The following is a 16,660-nucleotide window of genomic DNA, read 5'->3' as shown; positions in this document are numbered from 1 at the left end:
TCAGGAGGCGGGCAGGCCGGTGGACGGCTCGACCACGGCCACGAAGACGTCGCCGTTGCCCGGCGCGGCGCCGTCGGCCGGGGCGCCGTAGGTCAGGCCCGAGACGGCCACCTTCCCCGAGGGGGTGGCCGCGGCGTACAGGTTGGGCTCGGAGAACGGGTCGACGGCGTCGTCCCGCGCGGTGCCGAACTGCGCGGCGGCCTTCCGCTGCCCCCTGCCGTCCAGGCGGACGGTCAGGACGTCGGCGCCGCCCGCCATCACGCCCACCCGGCCCCTGGTGTGGCCGACGACCTCGACCTCGCCGCCCGGCAGGGGCGCCACGGCGGCCCCCTCGTCGGCGGCGGGGGTGGCGACGGCGGCGGTCCAGCGCTGCCGGCCCGTGCCGGTGTAGGCGATGGCGACCAGGTCGCCGCCGCTGGCGCCGGTGGCGACCGCGAGGCCCGCGGTCGTGACGGCCACGGCGTTCAGCCGGTCGTCGCCTGGGCCGCCCGCGCTCGTGGCCCACCGCCTGGCGCCGTCGGGCGCGTACCCGGCGATCCAGCCGTCGAGGCCGCCCAGCGCGCTCGTGCCGGGCAGGGCGGCGGTGGTGCTGCCGGTGACGTAGACGCCGGAGACGTCCGCGGCCACGCCGTACGCCTTGTCCTCGCCCGCGCCGCCGTACTGGTGGACCCAGGAGAGCCGGCCGTCGGCGGCGAGGCGGGCGAGCAGGGCGTCCTTGTCGCCGCTGTTCGGGCCGTCGAGCGCGCCCTTGGTGTAGCCGGCCACGTACGCGCCGCCGTCGGGCGCGGCGGTCAGGCCGTAGAGCCGGTCGGCCACGGCCGGGTCGCCGAACTGGGTGATCCACCGGACGGTCCCGTCCGCGCCGAGCCGGGCCACGAACGCGTCGTCGGCGGCGTTGCCGGGGTGGCGGCCGTCCAGGTCGCCCTTGGTGTACCCGGCGGCGAGCACGCCGCCGTCGGGCAGCGCCGCCACGCCGTACAGGCGCTCGTCGGCGGCGGTCCCGAGCTGCCGCGTCCAGCTCCGCGCCCCCGTGCTGGTGATCACCGCGTCGAGCCGGCCGCCGTACGGCTGACCGGCCACCGGCCCGCCGGCCGCGAACCCGGTGGTGACCGTGCCGTCGGCGTGGGCCGCGACGCCGCCGGCCCAGTCGGCGGCGGCCGTGCCGAGCAGCGGGCCGGGGAGCCCGGCCGGGGGCGTGACGCTCAACGCCGGGCCCAGCTCGGCCATGGCCTGCTCGAAGGCGGGTGACCAGACGGTCCAGTCGTGGCCGCCGTCGAGGACGCGCAACTGCGCGGAGACCGCCGGTGACCTGCGGGCGGCGTTGTAGAGGGCGGCCGACTCGAAGTCCAGGTCGTGGTGCGCGTCGGCCGCCGCCGGGTTGGCGTACTCGTCGTCGCCGACGGCAACGAAGAGCCGTACGGGCCGGTCGGGGTCGAGCTTGGGCAGCAGGGCCGGGTAGTTGAGGCCCTGGTACACCTCGTCGGCGAACTTCTCGCCACCCCTCCCGAACGCGCCGTAGTCACGCGCGGAGGAGTCGGACGGCGGCAGCGGCGTGTAGACGGCGGGGCTGAGCACCATGGCCGAGCCGAACACGTCCTGGTGGGCCAGGGCGAGGCGCAGCGCCCCGGCGCCGCCCATCGAGTAGCCGCCGACCAGGCGGGCCTCGCGGATGGGCGCCGTGCGGTAGGTCGCGTCCACGTACGCGACCAGGTCGCGCGCCAGGGCCGTCTCCACCGGGCGTCCCGGCAGGTCGGAGCCGGTGTACTGGCTGTCGACGTACCAGCTTCCGCGCTCGCTCCACGGCGCGTCGGGCATGACGGCGATGACGGGTGGTATCCGCCTGGTCCGGATCATCTGGTCGAGGGTGTCCTTGACCCGGGTCCACGCCTGCATGGTGTCGCCCCGGCCGTGGAGCAGGTAGAGGACGGGGTGGCGCTCGTGGCCGGTGTCGTAGCCGTACGGCAGGTAGAGGTTGAAGGCGATGTCCTCGCCCAGGGCCTTGGACGGCGCGGACCCCGTGGTGAGGGTCCCGCCCTTCGGCGCCCTCACATCGGCCTCGCCGGGCACGGCCAGCAGGACGACCAACGCGAGGGCGGCCAGGATCCCGGCGCCGCTCCACCTGGGCATGGGCATCTCCCGTAAACGTTTACAGCTTGGGCGTCGACTGTTGCAGGAGAGTTTCCTGGTGCGGGGGATACGGTGTCAACGTCCTGGATCGTCCGACTTGCCGGTGATTCCGGCTACGGCACAGCGGGCTGGCGGTTCGCCCGGGAGCATCCGGTCATCCGGCTGATCCTGGTGAGCTGGGTGGCCTTCGCGGGCGCCAGCTCGATGGGGGCGTCCGTCTCCGCCGTGTTCTACCTGCGCGACCTGCGCTTCGAGGCCTGGCAGTACGGGCTGCTCATGGGAGTGCCCTCGCTGGGAGGCTTCGCCGGCGCCAGGCTGGCGCCGCGGCTGGTGGCCCGGCTGGGCGCGGTGCGCGCCCTGTGGTGGGCGAGCATGCTGCGCGGCCCCTGGTACTTCCTGATCCCCGCTGCCGTGCCGGGGCCGCTCGGCCTGCTGATGTGCGGGTTCGGGTTCGGCATGGTGCTCCTGTTCGCCGGGGCGGCGAACTCGACCATGACGAGCTATCGCCAGTCGCAGACCCCCGACCACCTGATGGCCCGGGTGGCCGCCCTGTGGTCGTTCGCCACGACGGTCACCCAGCCGCTGTTCATCCTCCTCGGCGGGCTGGTCGCGACGTGGGCCGGCGCGCGGGCGTCCCTGTTCGCCGCCGCGGGCGTGATGGCCGCCGCCGCGCTCGTCCTGCCGCGCACGTAGGTCAGCCGGAATCCCGGTCAGACGCGGTCGCGGCGCGGTCGAGACGGTCGCGGACCTCCCGCAGGACCGGGACCAGCTCCGGCGGGTCCAGCACCTCGAAGTCGAACCCCTTCACCGCCACGTGCGCCGCCAGCTCGCGCAGCGAGTCGGAGCCGGCCGTGAACAGGCAGGTACGCGCGTCCACGGCCTCCAGCCGTCCCGCGGCGGGCGACGTGCTCGGCGCCACCGCCTCCAGCGGGGCGTGGAAGAGGACCCGGGCCTGGTACCTGTACGGCGCCGAGGTGATGGCGTGCGAGACGCGGGCGGCGGCGTCCTCCCCGGACGGCATCCGCGGCGTGAAGCGCGCCCCCGGCGGCCCGAGCGGCTCCTCGATCCGGTCCACCCGGAAGGTGCGCCAGTCGTCCTTGGCCACGTCCCAGGCCACCAGGTACCACCGGCGCGGCGTGTGCACCAGCCGGTGCGGCTCGACCTCGCGCGGGGTCACGCCGTCCCGCCCCCGGTAGCGCAGCCGCAGCCGCCGCCGGTCGCGGCACGCGGCGGCGATCGCGGCCAGCAGGTCGGCGCCCACCTCCGGACCGGCGGCGCCGGGCAGCGCCACGGTCGCCGCGCGGAACGCCTCCACCCGGTGCCTCAACCGTGACGGCAGGAGCTGCTGGAGCTTGGCCAGCGCCCGCACCGCCCCCTCCTCCAGGCCGGCGACGCTGCCCGTGGCGGCCGTGCGCAGACTGATCGCCACGGCCACGGCCTCCTCGTCGTCGAGCAGCAGCGGCGGCAGCGCGGCCCCCACCCCGAGCCGGTACCCGCCCGCCGCACCCGGGGTGGCGTCCACCGGATAGCCGAGCTCGCGGAGCCGTTCGACGTCGCGCCGCACGGTGCGCAGGCCGACCCCCAGCCGGTCGGCGAGTTCGGCGCCGGTCCAGTCCGTACGCGCCTGCAGGAGCGACAGCAGGCGCAGCAGCCGCGCGGAAGTCTCCACCATGCCCGCCATTGTCGCCGCCATTGGTGCCCGAACCTGACACCAATGGCTCATACCGTGACGCACATGACGAACACCGAGATCCACCCGTACCGCGTCGAGATCCCGCAGGCCGACCTCGACGACCTCCGGGAGCGGCTGCGCCGTACCCGCTGGGCCCCCGAGGTGCCGGGCACCGGCTGGGAGCGCGGCGTCCCCACCGGATACCTGCGGGAGCTCGCCGCCCACTGGGCCGACGGCTTCGACTGGCGCGCCCAGGAGACGGCGCTCAACGCGTACCCGCAGTTCACCACCACGGTGGACGGCGCGCGGCTGCACTTCCTGCACGTCCGCTCCCCCGAGCCCGAGGCCACCCCGCTCCTGCTCCTGCACGGCTGGCCCGGCTCGGTCGTCGAGTTCCTCGACCTCATCGGCCCGCTCACCGACCCCGTGGCCCACGGCGGCGCGGCCGCCGACGCCTTCCACCTGGTGATCCCGTCGCTGCCGGGGTACGGCTTCTCCGGGCCGCTGCCCGGCACCGGCTGGACGGACGGCCGCACCGCCGCGGCGCTGGCGGAGCTGATGTCCCGGCTCGGCCACGACCGGTACGGCGTGCAGGGCGGCGACGTCGGCGCGTTCATCGCGCCGCTGGTGGGCCGCGCCGCGCCGGACCACGTCATCGGCGTGCACGTCAACGGCCTGCTCACGTTCCCGAACGGCGATCCGGCGGTCATGGGGTCGCTGACCGAGGCCGAGCGCGGGCGGCTGGCCGGAATGAAGGAGTGGCAGGAGAAGCTGGGCGCGTACATGCAGGTCCAGGGCACGCGCCCGCAGACGGTCGCGGCCGCGCTGCACGACTCGCCCGCCGGTCAGCTCGCCTGGATCGTGGAGAAGTTCAAGGACTGGACGGACCCGGCCGCCGAGCTGCCCGAGGACGCGGTGGACCGGGACCGGATCCTCACCGACGTGAGCATCTGGTGGTTCACCGGCACGGCGGGCTCGGCGGCGCACACCTACTACGAGCGGTTCAACGACGTCACCATGTGGGCGCCCAAGGAGCGCGGGACGGTGCCGACCGCGGTGGCGGTGTTCCCCACGGACTTCTCGGTCCGCCCGCTGGCCGACCTGGCGCACAACGTGGTGCGCTGGTCGGAGTTCGAGCGCGGCGGCCACTTCGCGGCCCTGGAGACCCCCGACCTGATGATCGAGGATCTCCGGGCGTTCTTCCGCGCCCTAGCCTGAGTACGCGTCGGCCTGAGAACGCCTCCCCGGCCTGAGGACGCCTCCCCCGCCTCACCAGGGCCGGCGGGCGCCGAGCCCGGCGTCGCGGGCACGGGCCACCGCCGCCGACCGGTCGGAGACGTTCAGCTTGGCGAAGATGTTCGACACGTGGTTGCGCACGGTCTTCTCGCTCAGCACCAGCCGCTCGGCGATGGCCCGGTTGTTGAGGCCGGCGGCGACCAGGCCGAGGATCTCCGCCTCGCGGTCCGTCAGCTCGGGCAGCGGGCGGGCGCGGGCGGAGGGCGCCGCGAGGGCGGCCAGCACGCGGCTGCCCGCCGAGGCGCCGAACACCACCTGGCCGGCCGCGACCGCCCGCACCGATCGGACGATGTCCTCCCCCGTCGACTCCTTCAGCAGGTAGCCGCGGGCGCCGGCGCGGATCGCGGCCATGACCGTCTCGTCGTCGCTCAGCATGGTCAGCGCCAGCACCGCCACCCCGGGATGCCGCGCGACGATCCGGGACGTGGCCTCGACGCCGCTGATGCCCGGCAGGTGCAGGTCCATGAGCACCACCTCGGGCGCCGTCTCGGCGGCCAGCTCGACGGCGGCCTCGCCGGTGCCCGCCACACCCACGACGTCCACCTCCGGCAGCTCGTCCAGGAGCGCGACCAGCCCCTCGGCGAACACCGGATGGTCCTCCACCACCAGCACCCTGATCATCAGGCCGCCAGCGGGAGCCGCACGAGCACGTGCGTGCCCGGCCCGTCGCCGGTGAGCAGCTCGAACGTGCCGTTCAGCTCCTCCGAGCGGCGCCGCATCGAGGCCAGGCCGAAGCCGCGCCGGACGGGCGCGCCGACGCCCACGCCGTCGTCGCGCACCCGCAGTTCCAGGGTGTCCGTGGCGCTCAGCGTGACCGTGCACCGCGAGGCCATGGCGTGCCGTACGGCGTTCGTCAGCGCCTCGGCGGTGATCCGGTAGGCGGCCAGCTCGACCGGGGGCGGCAGCGCGGGCAGGTCGGGCGGGACCTCCACCTCGACCGTGAGGTCACCGGCGAAGCCCCTGCCCAGCTCGGCCAGCGCCCCGGCCAGGCCCAGGTCGTCCAGGGGCGGCGGGCGCAGGTCGTTGACGATCGTGCGGACGTCCTCGACCGTGGCGCGGATGCGCTGGGACAGCTCGCTCATCACCTTCTTGGCCTTGTCGGGATCGGTGTCCACGAGCCGGCGTCCGCGGTCGGTCTGGAGCGCGAGGGCGGCCAGGCCGGGCCCGAGCCCGTCGTGCAGCTCGTACAGGAGGCGGTCGCGCTCCTCCTGGCGGGCGGCCAGCATCCGCCCGTGGGACCGCTCCAGGTCCGCGCCGAGGCGGTGGGCGTGCACGGCCACCGCCACGTGCGGCGCCAGCTCCCCCACCAGCCCGCGGTCCCTGGCGCGCAGCCGCTCGCCCAGCAGCAGCGTGCCGACGCGTTCGCCCCGGTGCAGCAACGGGACGCTCTCGGCCACCTCGCCGGGACGGCCCGAGGACGCCACGACCACCCCCGACTCCTCGACCGCCACGTAGTGGACGCGCAACACCCGGCGGACCTCCGCGGCCATCCGGTCCAGCAGTTCGCCCGGCGAGCCCGCGTCGGACAGCCGCGTGCCGAGCCGCCGCAGCGCCCGCGCCGGGTCCTCCCGCTCGCCGTACACCAGGCGGTTGGCCGCCCCCAGGACCCGGACGTACAGGGGGTGCACCACGAGCGCCACCAGCACGGCCGACGCGCCCGAGCCCAGCACCCCGCCGAGCGTGAACGCGACCAGCGCGTACGTCCCCAGCAACGCCACGCTGAGCGCCCCGAACGCCAGCGCCCGCGACAGCAGGAGGTCCAGGTCCCACAGCCGGTGGGCCACGATCGCGACCGACACCGCGACCGGCAGCGGCACGGCCGCCGACGCGATCACGACCGCGCCCCAGGGCGCCGCGAGGGCCACCCCCGCCAGGGCGACCGTCAGCAGCGCGGCGGCCAGCACCCACTGGAGCCGCCGCCGCACCTCCTCGCCGGAGGAGCGGTACCGGACGGCGAGCGAGGCGACCGCGGCGACGACGGCGCCGGCCGTGCACACGGCGACGGGCACGTCCAGGACGTCGGGAAGGCCGCGCAGACCGGCCAGCACGCCCGCGTAGCCGGCCGGGAACATGCCCGGGACGTTCTCGTAGGGCACCGGGCGCAGCATCCAGTCCAGCGTGTTGGCCGCGATCGCGACGGCCGCCACGGCCATCGCGGGCCACCAGCGACGCGAGGGCGGCCGCCCGTCCGGGAAGAGCAGCAGGAAGATCGTCGGCACGACGAGGCCGGCGGGCATCCACAGCCAGTTGGACACCCACATCGCCCAGTCGTCCCCCGGCAGGCCCCCGCTCTCGTTGATGCCCAGCAGCCCGTACGCCCCCAGCGCCACCCCCAGGCCCTGGGCCGCTCCGGCGAACACCATCACCCAGCCCACCCGGCATCCCGGCCGCTGCGCCACCACGAACAGGCCCGGCACGCCGAACGACAGCGCGGCCACGGCGCGGAAGGCGTCGAAGCGTTCCACCATCCCCGTGACGCCCAGCGCGCGCAGCCGCGGCTCGACCGCCAGCGCGGCGGCGACCAGGACGACGAGCAGCCCCGCCGCCGCGGCGGCCCGCCGAACCGACCTGTCCCTCATGAGGTGCATCGTCCCATCCGGCTGTCCCGCCGTCACGGGACGAGAAGTCCCGTCCGGATCGGGACCGGCGGCTCATGACGCCCGGCGCCCGCCCCACGCACCCTCGTCCCGAAGCGATGAGAGGAGAAGAGATGTCCACCACCACTCACCACGCCGGCCGGACACTTGGGATCGCGCTGCCCGCCGGGGTCGGGCTGCTGCTCACCATGGACCTGATCGGCGCGTTCATCTCGACGTCGGCCGGTCTGAACGCCACCTTCCTGGACGCGCTCGGCCCCCAGGCGCGCCTGTCCGCGCCGATCCCCATGATGGTCGCGCAGGTCGTGCTGGTCGTCGCGGCGACCGGCCGCCGCCGCGCCCTGGCCGTGCCGGCCGCGACGCTGATGGTGGTCGCGGGCGTGCTGGCCTTCGTGTCCGGCTTCTACGACGGCGGCTACGCGGCCGACCTCACGGCGGGCCAGCGGCTCTACCAGATCGCGCTGGTGTCGGCGCACCTGGGGGTGAGCGCGCTGGCGGCGGTCCGGCTGGCGCGCCTGCTCCGCCCCTGACCCGGTGAGCCGGCCAGGAGCCCCTGAGCCGGTGAGCCGGTCAGGAGGCCCTAACCCGGTGAGCCGGCCAGGAGGGCTCCCCGCCGCGCCCCGCGCGTGGAGACGAGCCCTCCCGCCAGGCCGCTCACGGCGCAGACCGCCACCAGCCCGGCGTACTGCGGCAAGGAGTACGCGAACCACGGCTCGCCGGTCAGCGCCGTGCCCAGCGCAGTGAGGGACGCGGCGGCGATGCCCGTCCCGAGCAGCGTCCCGGCGGTCGTCACGATCAGCGTCTCCCAGCACACCATCCTGACGAGCTGCGACGGCCCGATCCCCACGGTCCGCAGCAGCCGGATCTCGTCTGCCCGTTCGTCCATGGTCATGGCCGTCGCGTTGAGCACCGAGATCACGGTGTAGACCACCGCGGACCCGACCAGCACCGGCGCCGCCCACGCCGCCTCCCCGGTACGGGTCACGCCCGCCGCCGCGTCGCTGGTCGCCACGGCGAACAGGAAGGTGCAGGCGAGCGCCACGGTCAGCATGACCGGGGACGCCGCCGACATCGCCCGGCGCGGCTGCGTCACCACCGACGACCCGGCCAGCATCCCGGCGCCCGGGTCGAGCCGCGCCGCCACGGCCCCGAGCAGCAGGCCCAGCATCCGCAGCGCGACGGGGCCCAGCGCGGACGCGCCCACGCAGAGCGCCATCGTCGCCCCCAGAGCGGTGGGCGCCGCGTTCTTCGGCTGCAACCCCGGTATGAGCCACAGCAGCACCCCGCCCCCGGCCAGCGCCACCACCCCGATGACCGCCCTCGGCCAGGGCAGCAGCCGCCGCTGCGCCGCGCTCTCCCGCAGCACCTCCAGCGGGCCGACGCGCACCGCCTTGCGGGCCGCGACCCGCGCCGCCGGCAGCGTCACGGCCACCCCGACCACCGACGCCAGCACGAACGGCACGGCCGTGATCCCCACCGGGATGCCTCCCGGCGCCAGCCCGGTCATCCGCATGAGCGCCGACATGAGAGCGGCGTACGGCACGGCCAGCGCGCAGCCCGCCGCGCTCGCCAGCACGCCGACCACCAGCGCCTCGGCCGTGATGAGCCGCCGCACCTGGCGCGGCGTCATGCCGACCGACCGCAGCAGCGCCCACGTCCTGCGCTGCCGCAGCACGTGCAGGCTCAGCATGCCCGCGACCACGAAGACCGACACGAACCCCGACACAACGGCGGACAGCACCAGCAACCCCATGACGCCGTTCAGCTCGTCACGCGTGCCGGCCCCGGCGACCACCAGACCGCTCCCGCCCACCAGCGTCACGGCCAGCAGCACCGCCACGAACGTGGCGGCCAGGCTCGTCCGGTTGGCGCGGACGTTGCTCCAGGCGAGGACGAGGGTCACCGGCGGCCACCCAGCCGCATGCCGATCTGCTCGGCCGAGGGCCGTTCCAGGACGTCGACGATCCGCCCGTCGGTCAGGAACAGCACGCGGTCCGCCCTTGTGGCCGCCTCCGGGTCGTGCGTGACCATGACGACCGTCTGGCCGAACGCGTCGACCGCCTCGCGCAGCAGCGCCAGCACCTCGTGTCCGGTGCCGCGGTCCAGCGCCCCCGTCGGCTCGTCGGCGAACAGCACCTCCGGCCTGCCGAACAGGGCGCGCGCGATCGCCACCCGCTGCTGCTGGCCGCCGGACAACTGCGCCGGCCGATGCCCCTCCCGCCCGGCCAGACCGACCCGGCGCAGCAGCTCCCGCACCCGGGACGGGTCGGGCCGCCGCCCGGCCAGCCTGCTGGGCAGGATCACGTTCTGCCAGGCGGTCAGCGACGGCACCAGGTTGAACGCCTGGAAGATGACGCCGACCTGGTCCCGGCGGAGCGTCGCCAGCTCCTTCTCCCCGAAGCGGGTGATGTCGCGCCCCGCCACCCGGACGGCCCCGGCGTCCGGCCGGTCCAGCCCCGACGCGCACTGCAACAGCGTGCTCTTCCCCGAGCCGGACGGGCCCATCACGGCGGTGAAGCTGCCGCGCCGGAACCCGACGCTGACCTGCCGGAGCGCGGCCACCTCGGTGGCGCCCCGCCCATATGTCCTGGTCACTCCCTCAAGGAGCACCGCATGATCATCCATGATGATCCAGCGTGCCGGGCCACCGCCGCACCGCCCATCGGGCATCTCCCCGATCGGCCCCTGAGACGCACCTGACGGCCGGCGGGGAACATGGCACGGCCGGGCCGGCTCTAGTTCGCCGGGCCGCGCACCATGAAGACGTCCACCGGGTCCTCGGCCTCGACCGCGAACCCGTGCCGCTCGTACAGGCGGCGGGCCGGGCTGCCCTGGAGCACGTTCAGCCGCACCACGGCGTTCTCGCGGTCGCACCACTCCAGCAGCCGGCTCATCACGGCGGAGCCGATGCCCCTGCCGTGCAGCTCCGGGTCCAGGTAGAAGTGTTCCAGCCAGTAGGCGTCCTCAGCCGGCCGCAGCGCCACGCAGCCGGCGAACGCGCCGTCCACCTCGATCATCGACGTGTGCTCGGGCTCGAAGGCGTCCCGCAGCCGCTGCCGTACGCGGTGCTCGTCGTACCGGCCGAGCCGTTCGAGATCCGGCCGCATCACCACGGCGCGCAGCTCCGCCACCGCCTCGACGTCCGACGCCAAAGCCGGACGAAGCTCCCAATCCGCCATGATCGCGATGATATCGCCACGCCCATCCGGAGCCATGCCTCGCTCAGCGCTTGCGGGCCAGCGTGACGCCGTCCCGGACCGGCAGCATCACGCAGTCCAGCCGGTCGTCACGGGCGAGGGCGTCGTTCACGAGGCGCATCGCCTGCTGGTCCTGCTCCTGGAAGGCCGGGTCGAGCACCGTGCCGCCGAGGAACACGTTGTCGAGGACGAGCAGACCGCCGGGGACGAGCCGCGGGACGATCTCCTCGTAGTAGGCGGGGTAGCCGACCTTGTCCGCGTCCACGAAGGCGAAGTCGAAGGCCGGCTCCTCGGGCAGCGCCCGCAGCGTGTCGATGGCCGGGCCGATCCTGAGGTCGATGCGCTCCTGGACGCCCGCGCGTTCCCAGAAGGGCCGGGCGAGGTCGGTCCACTCGGTGCTCACGTCGCAGGCGAGCAGGTAGCCGTCGGCGGGCAGCGCGCGGGCGATGCACAGAGCCGAGTAGCCGGTGAACACGCCGACCTCGATGGCCCGGCGGGCGCCCGCGAGCCGGACCAGCATCTCCAGCAGGGCGCCCTCGTCGGCCGAGACCTGCATCCCGGCGGAGCGGCCGGTCGCCTCCCGCGTCGCGACGGCCAGCTCGGTCAGCACCTGGTCGGCCGGGGTGCAGTGCGTGAGCAGGTAGTCGTCGACGGCCGGGGTGACGATCTCCAGGGTGTCCCCGCCGGCCGGGGCGCTCCACTCGACGTGGAGCTCCTCCTCGGTGGCGAAGCGCACCAGGTGCCGGGCGACGACGTCCTGCACGCCGGCCAGGGCGTCGAGCTCCGCGGCGGCGGCGATCAGGACCAGCTCGCCCCGCCTGGAGACCAGCGAGCAGGCGCCGTCGCGGAACGTGACGGTGCCCCTGCCGGCGCCGGTCACCTCCGCGGTGGCCTTGTGGCCCAGGTGCGAGATCAGTTGTTTGACGTAGCGCGCCGGGCGATCGGTCGCGACATGGGCGGTGGACAGGGGCATGCGGGGTCCTTCCTCAGGCGTCAGGCACTAAAGCGTCGAGAAAGCTAGACGCTTTGGTGGCGACAGGCAGTCTGCCCTCGGCCGCTCCGGTTTGTCAAAAGCGTCGAGATTCCTCGACACTTACGTCATGGAAGAACCCCTGACGTTGAGCTCGCCCGCGCAGTTCAAGGCGCTCGGGCACCCGCTGCGCCACCGCATGGTCAACCTGCTGCGCCAGCGCCCCGCCACGCTCGGCGAGCTGACCGCGGCACTCGGTTCGACCAAGGGAACGGTCGGCTACCACGTCCGCGTCCTGCGCGAGGCGGGGCTCGTCCGCCTCGCGGGCACGCGACAGGTGCGCGGCGGCACCGAGCAACGCTTCGAGCTGGTCAGCAAAGGATTCCGGCTGGACGAGGACGCCGGCATGGGGCCCGAGTTCCTGGTCGGCGCCGCCCTGGCGGAGATGCTGCCCGCCGACTCCGGGACCGTCGACCACACCTCGCTGCGCCACCTGTGGCTCACCGCCGACGAGGCCCGCGACCTGGCCGAACGGCTGGAGAAGCTGGACCCCGGCCGGCGCGACGCCGCGAACCCCGGAACCGAGGCGTACGGGCTGCTCCTCAGCCTCTACCGCGCCGACATCCCCCTCCTGCCCCCCGAGGAGTGACCGCAGGAGTGACCGCGCGCGCGGTCAGCGCAGCGCGGGGATCTCGAACGGCGTGCCGTCGAAGGCGCCGGTCAGCGCGGGGCGCTCGTCCGCCGTGAACGCCTCCCACGTCAGCTCCACCCGGTGCGCCCGCCCGTCCCGCGCGCCGGGCGCCAGGACGCCGAGCGAGGCCGTGGCCCTGCCCTCCGGCGTGAGCGTGATCGTGCCGGTCACCGCCACCCCCGGGACGAAGACGGCCTCGTCCAGCGCGACCGCCCCGTCCTGGTAGGCGACGCGACCGCCCCGCAGCCCCGGCTGGTCCTTCAGCCGGCCATGGACGAAGGTGTAGGGATTGCGGCGCGCGACCGCGTCGGCGGCGGTGGCGAAGGCGGCCGCGAGCACGCGCCGCCGCCCGACGCCGAGCCCGCCATCCCGCTTGGTGGCGGGCACCGGCGCGACCTCACCCAGCGACCGGGGGAACGCCCCGACGGCGCGGTAGTTCTCCGCCGTGCACCGCGTCCGCGGCACCCGGAGGTCTCTCACGAACGACCGCAGCGCCGCGCGCACGCACGCGCCCGCCTCGCCGGCGCCCCAGGCGAGGCTGTGCCCGCCGAAGGGCACCCGTACGAACGTGGCGCCGGGGAACACCCGCATCGCCGCGGCCACCTCCGCCGGCGTGTGCGTGTCGAAGTCGCCGCCGACCACCATGACCGGCACGTCCGGCAGGTCCGTCCCGGGCGGCAGCACCGGGCTGCGCCGCGGCGTCGGCCAGTTCACGCAGAACTCCACACCCGCACGCATGTCCGGCCCCAGGTCGGCGGGCGTGTACGGGGCCAGCGGCCGCTCGCGCCGTAAGTACCGTTCGAGCTGGTCCAGCCGCTCGGCCGGGCCCGCGTCCCGGTCGAAGGGGAAGCCGCCGTCGCCGCACCGGTAGGCCAGGTACCCGGCCCACTCCGCGCCCTCGACCGGCTGCCTCGGAGCGCCCGCCAGGACGCGGGTCAGCCGCCGCAACGGCGCGGGGTCGCCGGCCAGGTACGCCGTCGCGGCGGCGTTCACCTCCCGCCCGAACACCGGCTCGCTCACCGACTCGACGCCCTTGAGCGCGACGAGGGGCGCCTCGGGATCGGGACGCTCGCGCAGCCGCGCCACCAGCCGCGCGTACGTGCGGCGCGCGTCGCCCGGCAGCGCGCGGCACGCCCGCGACCGGTCGCAGACGAGGCCGAGCAGGTCGGGGCGGGAGCGGGTCGGCCACAGCGCGTACCCGTCAGCCGAGGTGACCATCGTGCTGTCCAGGAACGCCCCGGCCAGCCCCTCCGGGTGGCGGGCGGCGTAGGCCTGGGCGTAGGCGGTGCCGTAGGAGTTGCCGTAGAAGGTGACCGGGCCCGCGCCGAGCGCCCTGCGCACCGCGTCCATGTCGTGCGCGGCCTGGTCGGCGGTGAAGAACCGCGCGCGTGGGCCGAGGCGGGCCGCGCAGGCCGCGATCGTGTCCGGCTCGGTGAGCTTCAGGCCCGGGCAGAGCAGCGGGGAGGACTTGCCCAGCCCGCGCGGATCGACGACGAGGAGGTTCTGGTGGTCGAGCGCGGGGCCGAGCACCTGCTGGATGCGCGGCAGGTCGGGCAGCGCGGGCAGCGGTCCGCCGGGGTTGGCGAGGACCGTGCCGGTCGCGCGTCCGGCGGCCGGCACCCAGGTGAAGGCGACCTCGACGCGTTCGGAGGAGGGGTCGCTCCAGTCCAGCGGCACCGCCAGCGTGCCGTCGCACCGGGCCACGGCGCGGGCGCACTCGTGCGGCTCCGCCCATGAGGTCCGGGCCTGGACGCCCCCGGACAAGGATGGGCTCTCGGCGGGCGGAGCGGCGGGCAGGAACGTCGCCGACAGGGCGAGACTCGCGACCACACCCGCGAAGGTGGTTGCACTCATGTCTCCACCCTCACCCGCGGAATACGCCGGCCTCTCCCCCGGACGGACGAATCCGCCCTGGGAGCAGGCTCCCACCGGGGCCCGCGCTTCGCCGAGTCCTGCTGACAACCTTTTCCCACCGCCTCCGCGTTGTGGCCATGTGAGTGATCCAACGGAAGACGCCGCGTACGCCGCCTTCGTCGAGGCGGCGTGGGACAGGCACATGGCCGTCGCCATCCTGCTCACCGGCGACCGCCATCGGGGCGAGGAACTGCTCCAGGACTGCCTGGTGCGGCTGTACGTGCGCTGGCGGCGCGCGGCCCTCACCGACCCGCACGCCTACCTGCGGCGCATGCTCGTCAACGGGAACGTCAGCTGGTGGCGGCGGCGGCAACGGGAGCTGCCCACCGCCGAGCCGCCCGACCACGCGGACCCCCGATCCGGGCCGTACGAGCAGGACGAGGAGCTGCGGCGCGCGCTGATGTCCCTGCCGCGCAGGCAGCGCGCCGTCGTCGTGCTCCGGCACTACGAGGACCTGACGGAGAAGGCGGTCGCCGCCGCCCTCGGCTGCTCGGTCGGCACAGTCAAGAGTCAGCACTCCAGAGCGATGACGCGGCTGCGCGCCGCTCTGCGGCAGAACCAGGAGGCAGCACGATGAACGACGACCAGGAACACCTCGCACGGGCGCTGCGGACCCTCGCCCACCGCGAGCCGGCCTCACCGGCGCCGGTGTCGGAGCTGGTGCGCCGGGGACGCCGGGCCAGGCGCAGGCGTACCGTCGCGGGCGCCGTCGCCGGAACGGGCCTCGTCTCCGCGGCGCTGGTGGTGGCCCTGGGCCTGGCCGGAATCGGCCCGACGCCGCCCGGCACGCCGCCGGGAACGACGGCGGTCGCCGGCGCGCCGTCCTCCGGAGCGTCGCACCGTCCCGGTTCGCGTTCCCTCGACGCCCGCTCCGTCCTGCTGGCCGCGGCCGAGACCGCCGCCCGCGAGCCGGCCGCGTCGGGCCACTACTGGTACGTCCGTGAGCGCACCTCCGCGCCGGCGCGCTACCAGCCGAAGCGCGGCAGGCCGATGCGGGAGATGCCGTTCCGGGCGACCTTGACGACCACCCAGGACACCTGGGACGCCAGGGACGAAGGAGCGCCGTCCAGGACCGTGACCGGTCAGGACCCGAAGGTCACCTTCGCCTCGGCCGACGACGAGGCGAAGTGGCGGCGGCTCGGCTCCCCCACCCTGGCCCCGGGGAAGCCGTCGGTCAACGACCACGACATGGACCTGTCCTTCCTCATCGGCAACCACCGCTTCCCAATCCGGAAGCTGCTGACGCTGCCGACCACGAAGGACACGTTGGAGAGCCGCTTCCGGCGGCTGTACGACGCGGAGTCCCCGAGCGACTGGTCCCCCGGCAAGCCGGCGTTCGGGGAGTACGTGTGGTCCGCGGCGCAGGACCTGCTGGCCGGTCCGATCACTCCCGGGACCCGCTCCGCCCTCTACCGGCTGCTCGCCGAACAGCCCCACATCAGGTCGCTGGGAAAGGTCACCGACTCGCTGGGCCGCACGGGGGTCGGCCTGGCGGTGAAGAGGGGCGGGACCGGGGAGAGCGCGGGCGAGTTCCGGTTGATCGTGGACGACGGCACGGCCGAGCTGCTCGCCTACGAGTTCCGTGCGCCCGGGGAGCCGGAGCCGAGTCTGCGGACCTCCTACGAGGCCATGGGCTGGGTCGGCAAGCTGGGCGAGCGCCCGCGCGACTAGCTGTACCAGCCCACGGGACGGGTGGTCATTTGACCACCCGTCCCGTCATCTTCCGGCCGTCCACGGGCGCGGCCAGGCAGTACACGGTCCTGTACCGCGGCCAGTCCTGCTCTCCCGGCCCGAGTCCCCACAGACCGATCACGTCCCGTTTCGACTCCTTGATGCGCATCCTGGGGAGGCACCCGTTCTCCATGAGCCGGTTCATGTCCGCTCCCGGCCACGGCCCCTCCGCCAGGATGTACGTGGTGGCGAACTCCGCCGAGTGCGGCACGTCGCAGGGGACGACGGTCACCGCGAACGTCTCGGGCAGGGGTTCGATGCAGTCGCCGGGCCGCAGCTCGGCGGCATGGAACTGTTGCGCGCCGGGGATGGCGCTCTGCTGGGACGGCGTCTGGGGGGCGGCCGCCGGCGTCGGCTCGGCGTGCGCCGACGACGCCGGCTCGGCGGATCGGCCGGAGCAGCCGGCGAGCGAGAGCAGCACCCATAACGCCGCCATCGATGGACGGATCATGGGAACGAGGATGA

At 74.8% G+C, this 16,660-nt stretch carries 16 protein-coding genes; 6 read left to right on the top strand and 10 right to left on the bottom strand.

Features of this window, described 5'->3' with window-relative positions:
- Window positions 1–2,127 (bottom strand): alpha/beta hydrolase-fold protein, encoded by a 2,127-nt coding sequence (locus HD595_RS45965; RefSeq protein ID WP_301309556.1) that lies wholly within the window; start codon window positions 2,125–2,127, stop codon window positions 1–3.
- Window positions 2,128–2,199: 72 nt separating this feature from the next.
- Between HD595_RS45965 and HD595_RS21715 the strand changes: the two genes are divergently transcribed.
- Window positions 2,200–2,820, top strand: a complete 621-nt coding sequence (locus HD595_RS21715; RefSeq protein ID WP_253771781.1) for an MFS transporter — start codon at window positions 2,200–2,202, stop codon at window positions 2,818–2,820.
- Window position 2,821: 1 nt separating this feature from the next.
- On the opposite strand, the gene HD595_RS21710 is transcribed toward HD595_RS21715, so the two are convergent.
- Complete coding sequence (locus tag HD595_RS21710) at window positions 2,822–3,799, bottom strand: helix-turn-helix transcriptional regulator (protein WP_253771779.1); 978 nt, start codon at window positions 3,797–3,799, stop codon at window positions 2,822–2,824.
- A gap of 63 nt (window positions 3,800–3,862) precedes the next feature.
- On the opposite strand from HD595_RS21710, the gene HD595_RS21705 reads away from it, so the two are divergent.
- Window positions 3,863–5,017, top strand: coding sequence for an epoxide hydrolase family protein (locus HD595_RS21705; RefSeq protein ID WP_253771777.1), 1,155 nt, complete (start codon window positions 3,863–3,865; stop codon window positions 5,015–5,017).
- Between the two features lie 51 nt (window positions 5,018–5,068).
- On the opposite strand, the gene HD595_RS21700 is transcribed toward HD595_RS21705, so the two are convergent.
- Window positions 5,069–5,716 carry a response regulator transcription factor gene (locus HD595_RS21700; protein ID WP_253771775.1) on the bottom strand — a complete coding sequence of 216 codons (648 nt, stop codon included), beginning with the start codon at window positions 5,714–5,716 and terminating at the stop codon, window positions 5,069–5,071.
- Complete coding sequence (locus HD595_RS21695) at window positions 5,716–7,674, bottom strand: sensor histidine kinase (RefSeq protein ID WP_253771773.1); 1,959 nt, start codon at window positions 7,672–7,674, stop codon at window positions 5,716–5,718. The genes HD595_RS21700 and HD595_RS21695 overlap by 1 nt, the downstream gene beginning before the upstream one ends.
- A 131-nt stretch (window positions 7,675–7,805) precedes the next feature.
- On the opposite strand from HD595_RS21695, the gene HD595_RS21690 reads away from it, so the two are divergent.
- Window positions 7,806–8,222 carry a hypothetical protein gene (locus HD595_RS21690; protein WP_253771771.1) on the top strand — a complete coding sequence of 139 codons (417 nt, stop codon included), beginning with the start codon at window positions 7,806–7,808 and terminating at the stop codon, window positions 8,220–8,222.
- Between the two features lie 50 nt (window positions 8,223–8,272).
- Here the strand turns inward: HD595_RS21690 and HD595_RS21685 are convergent, their stop codons facing one another.
- The 4 genes from HD595_RS21685 to HD595_RS21670 all read right to left on the bottom strand — a co-directional run bounded on the left by HD595_RS21685 (window position 8,273) and on the right by HD595_RS21670 (window position 11,862).
- The gene (locus HD595_RS21685; RefSeq protein ID WP_253771769.1) at window positions 8,273–9,595 is read right to left on the bottom strand and encodes an FtsX-like permease family protein; all 1,323 of its coding nucleotides are present in this window, start codon (window positions 9,593–9,595) and stop codon (window positions 8,273–8,275) included.
- Complete coding sequence (locus HD595_RS21680; protein WP_253771767.1) at window positions 9,592–10,317, bottom strand: ABC transporter ATP-binding protein; 726 nt, start codon at window positions 10,315–10,317, stop codon at window positions 9,592–9,594. Before HD595_RS21680 ends, HD595_RS21685 begins: the two co-directional genes overlap by 4 nt.
- A 110-nt stretch (window positions 10,318–10,427) precedes the next feature.
- Window positions 10,428–10,871, bottom strand: a complete 444-nt coding sequence (locus tag HD595_RS21675) for a GNAT family N-acetyltransferase (RefSeq protein WP_253771765.1) — start codon at window positions 10,869–10,871, stop codon at window positions 10,428–10,430.
- A 43-nt stretch (window positions 10,872–10,914) separates the two neighbouring features.
- Window positions 10,915–11,862, bottom strand: coding sequence for a DUF2218 domain-containing protein (locus HD595_RS21670; protein WP_308211202.1), 948 nt, complete (start codon window positions 11,860–11,862; stop codon window positions 10,915–10,917).
- Window positions 11,863–11,989: 127 nt separating this feature from the next.
- Here HD595_RS21670 and HD595_RS21660 point away from each other — a divergent pair, with 127 nt between their 5' ends.
- A complete protein-coding gene (locus HD595_RS21660; protein ID WP_253771763.1) occupies window positions 11,990–12,508 on the top strand; it encodes an ArsR/SmtB family transcription factor in 519 nt (172 codons plus the stop codon).
- A 24-nt stretch (window positions 12,509–12,532) separates the two neighbouring features.
- On the opposite strand, the gene HD595_RS21655 is transcribed toward HD595_RS21660, so the two are convergent.
- Window positions 12,533–14,404, bottom strand: coding sequence for an alpha/beta fold hydrolase (locus HD595_RS21655; protein WP_253771761.1), 1,872 nt, complete (start codon window positions 14,402–14,404; stop codon window positions 12,533–12,535).
- Between the two features lie 139 nt (window positions 14,405–14,543).
- Here HD595_RS21655 and HD595_RS21650 point away from each other — a divergent pair, with 139 nt between their 5' ends.
- On the top strand, window positions 14,544–15,041 hold the full coding sequence (locus HD595_RS21650; RefSeq protein WP_253771759.1) for a SigE family RNA polymerase sigma factor: 498 nt from the start codon (window positions 14,544–14,546) through the stop codon (window positions 15,039–15,041).
- Window positions 15,038–16,135 carry a CU044_5270 family protein gene (locus HD595_RS21645; RefSeq protein WP_253771757.1) on the top strand — a complete coding sequence of 366 codons (1,098 nt, stop codon included), beginning with the start codon at window positions 15,038–15,040 and terminating at the stop codon, window positions 16,133–16,135. The genes HD595_RS21650 and HD595_RS21645 overlap by 4 nt, the downstream gene beginning before the upstream one ends.
- 25 nt (window positions 16,136–16,160) lie before the next feature.
- Here the strand turns inward: HD595_RS21645 and HD595_RS21640 are convergent, their stop codons facing one another.
- Window positions 16,161–16,646 (bottom strand): hypothetical protein, encoded by a 486-nt coding sequence (locus HD595_RS21640; RefSeq protein ID WP_253771755.1) that lies wholly within the window; start codon window positions 16,644–16,646, stop codon window positions 16,161–16,163.
- Window positions 16,647–16,660 lie beyond the last annotated feature (14 nt).

Origin of the sequence: Nonomuraea roseoviolacea subsp. carminata (genome assembly GCF_024172185.1) — a bacterium.
Classification (GTDB): Bacteria; Actinomycetota; Actinomycetes; order Streptosporangiales; family Streptosporangiaceae; genus Nonomuraea; species Nonomuraea roseoviolacea.
This window is presented reverse-complemented; position numbering and strand designations above follow the sequence as displayed.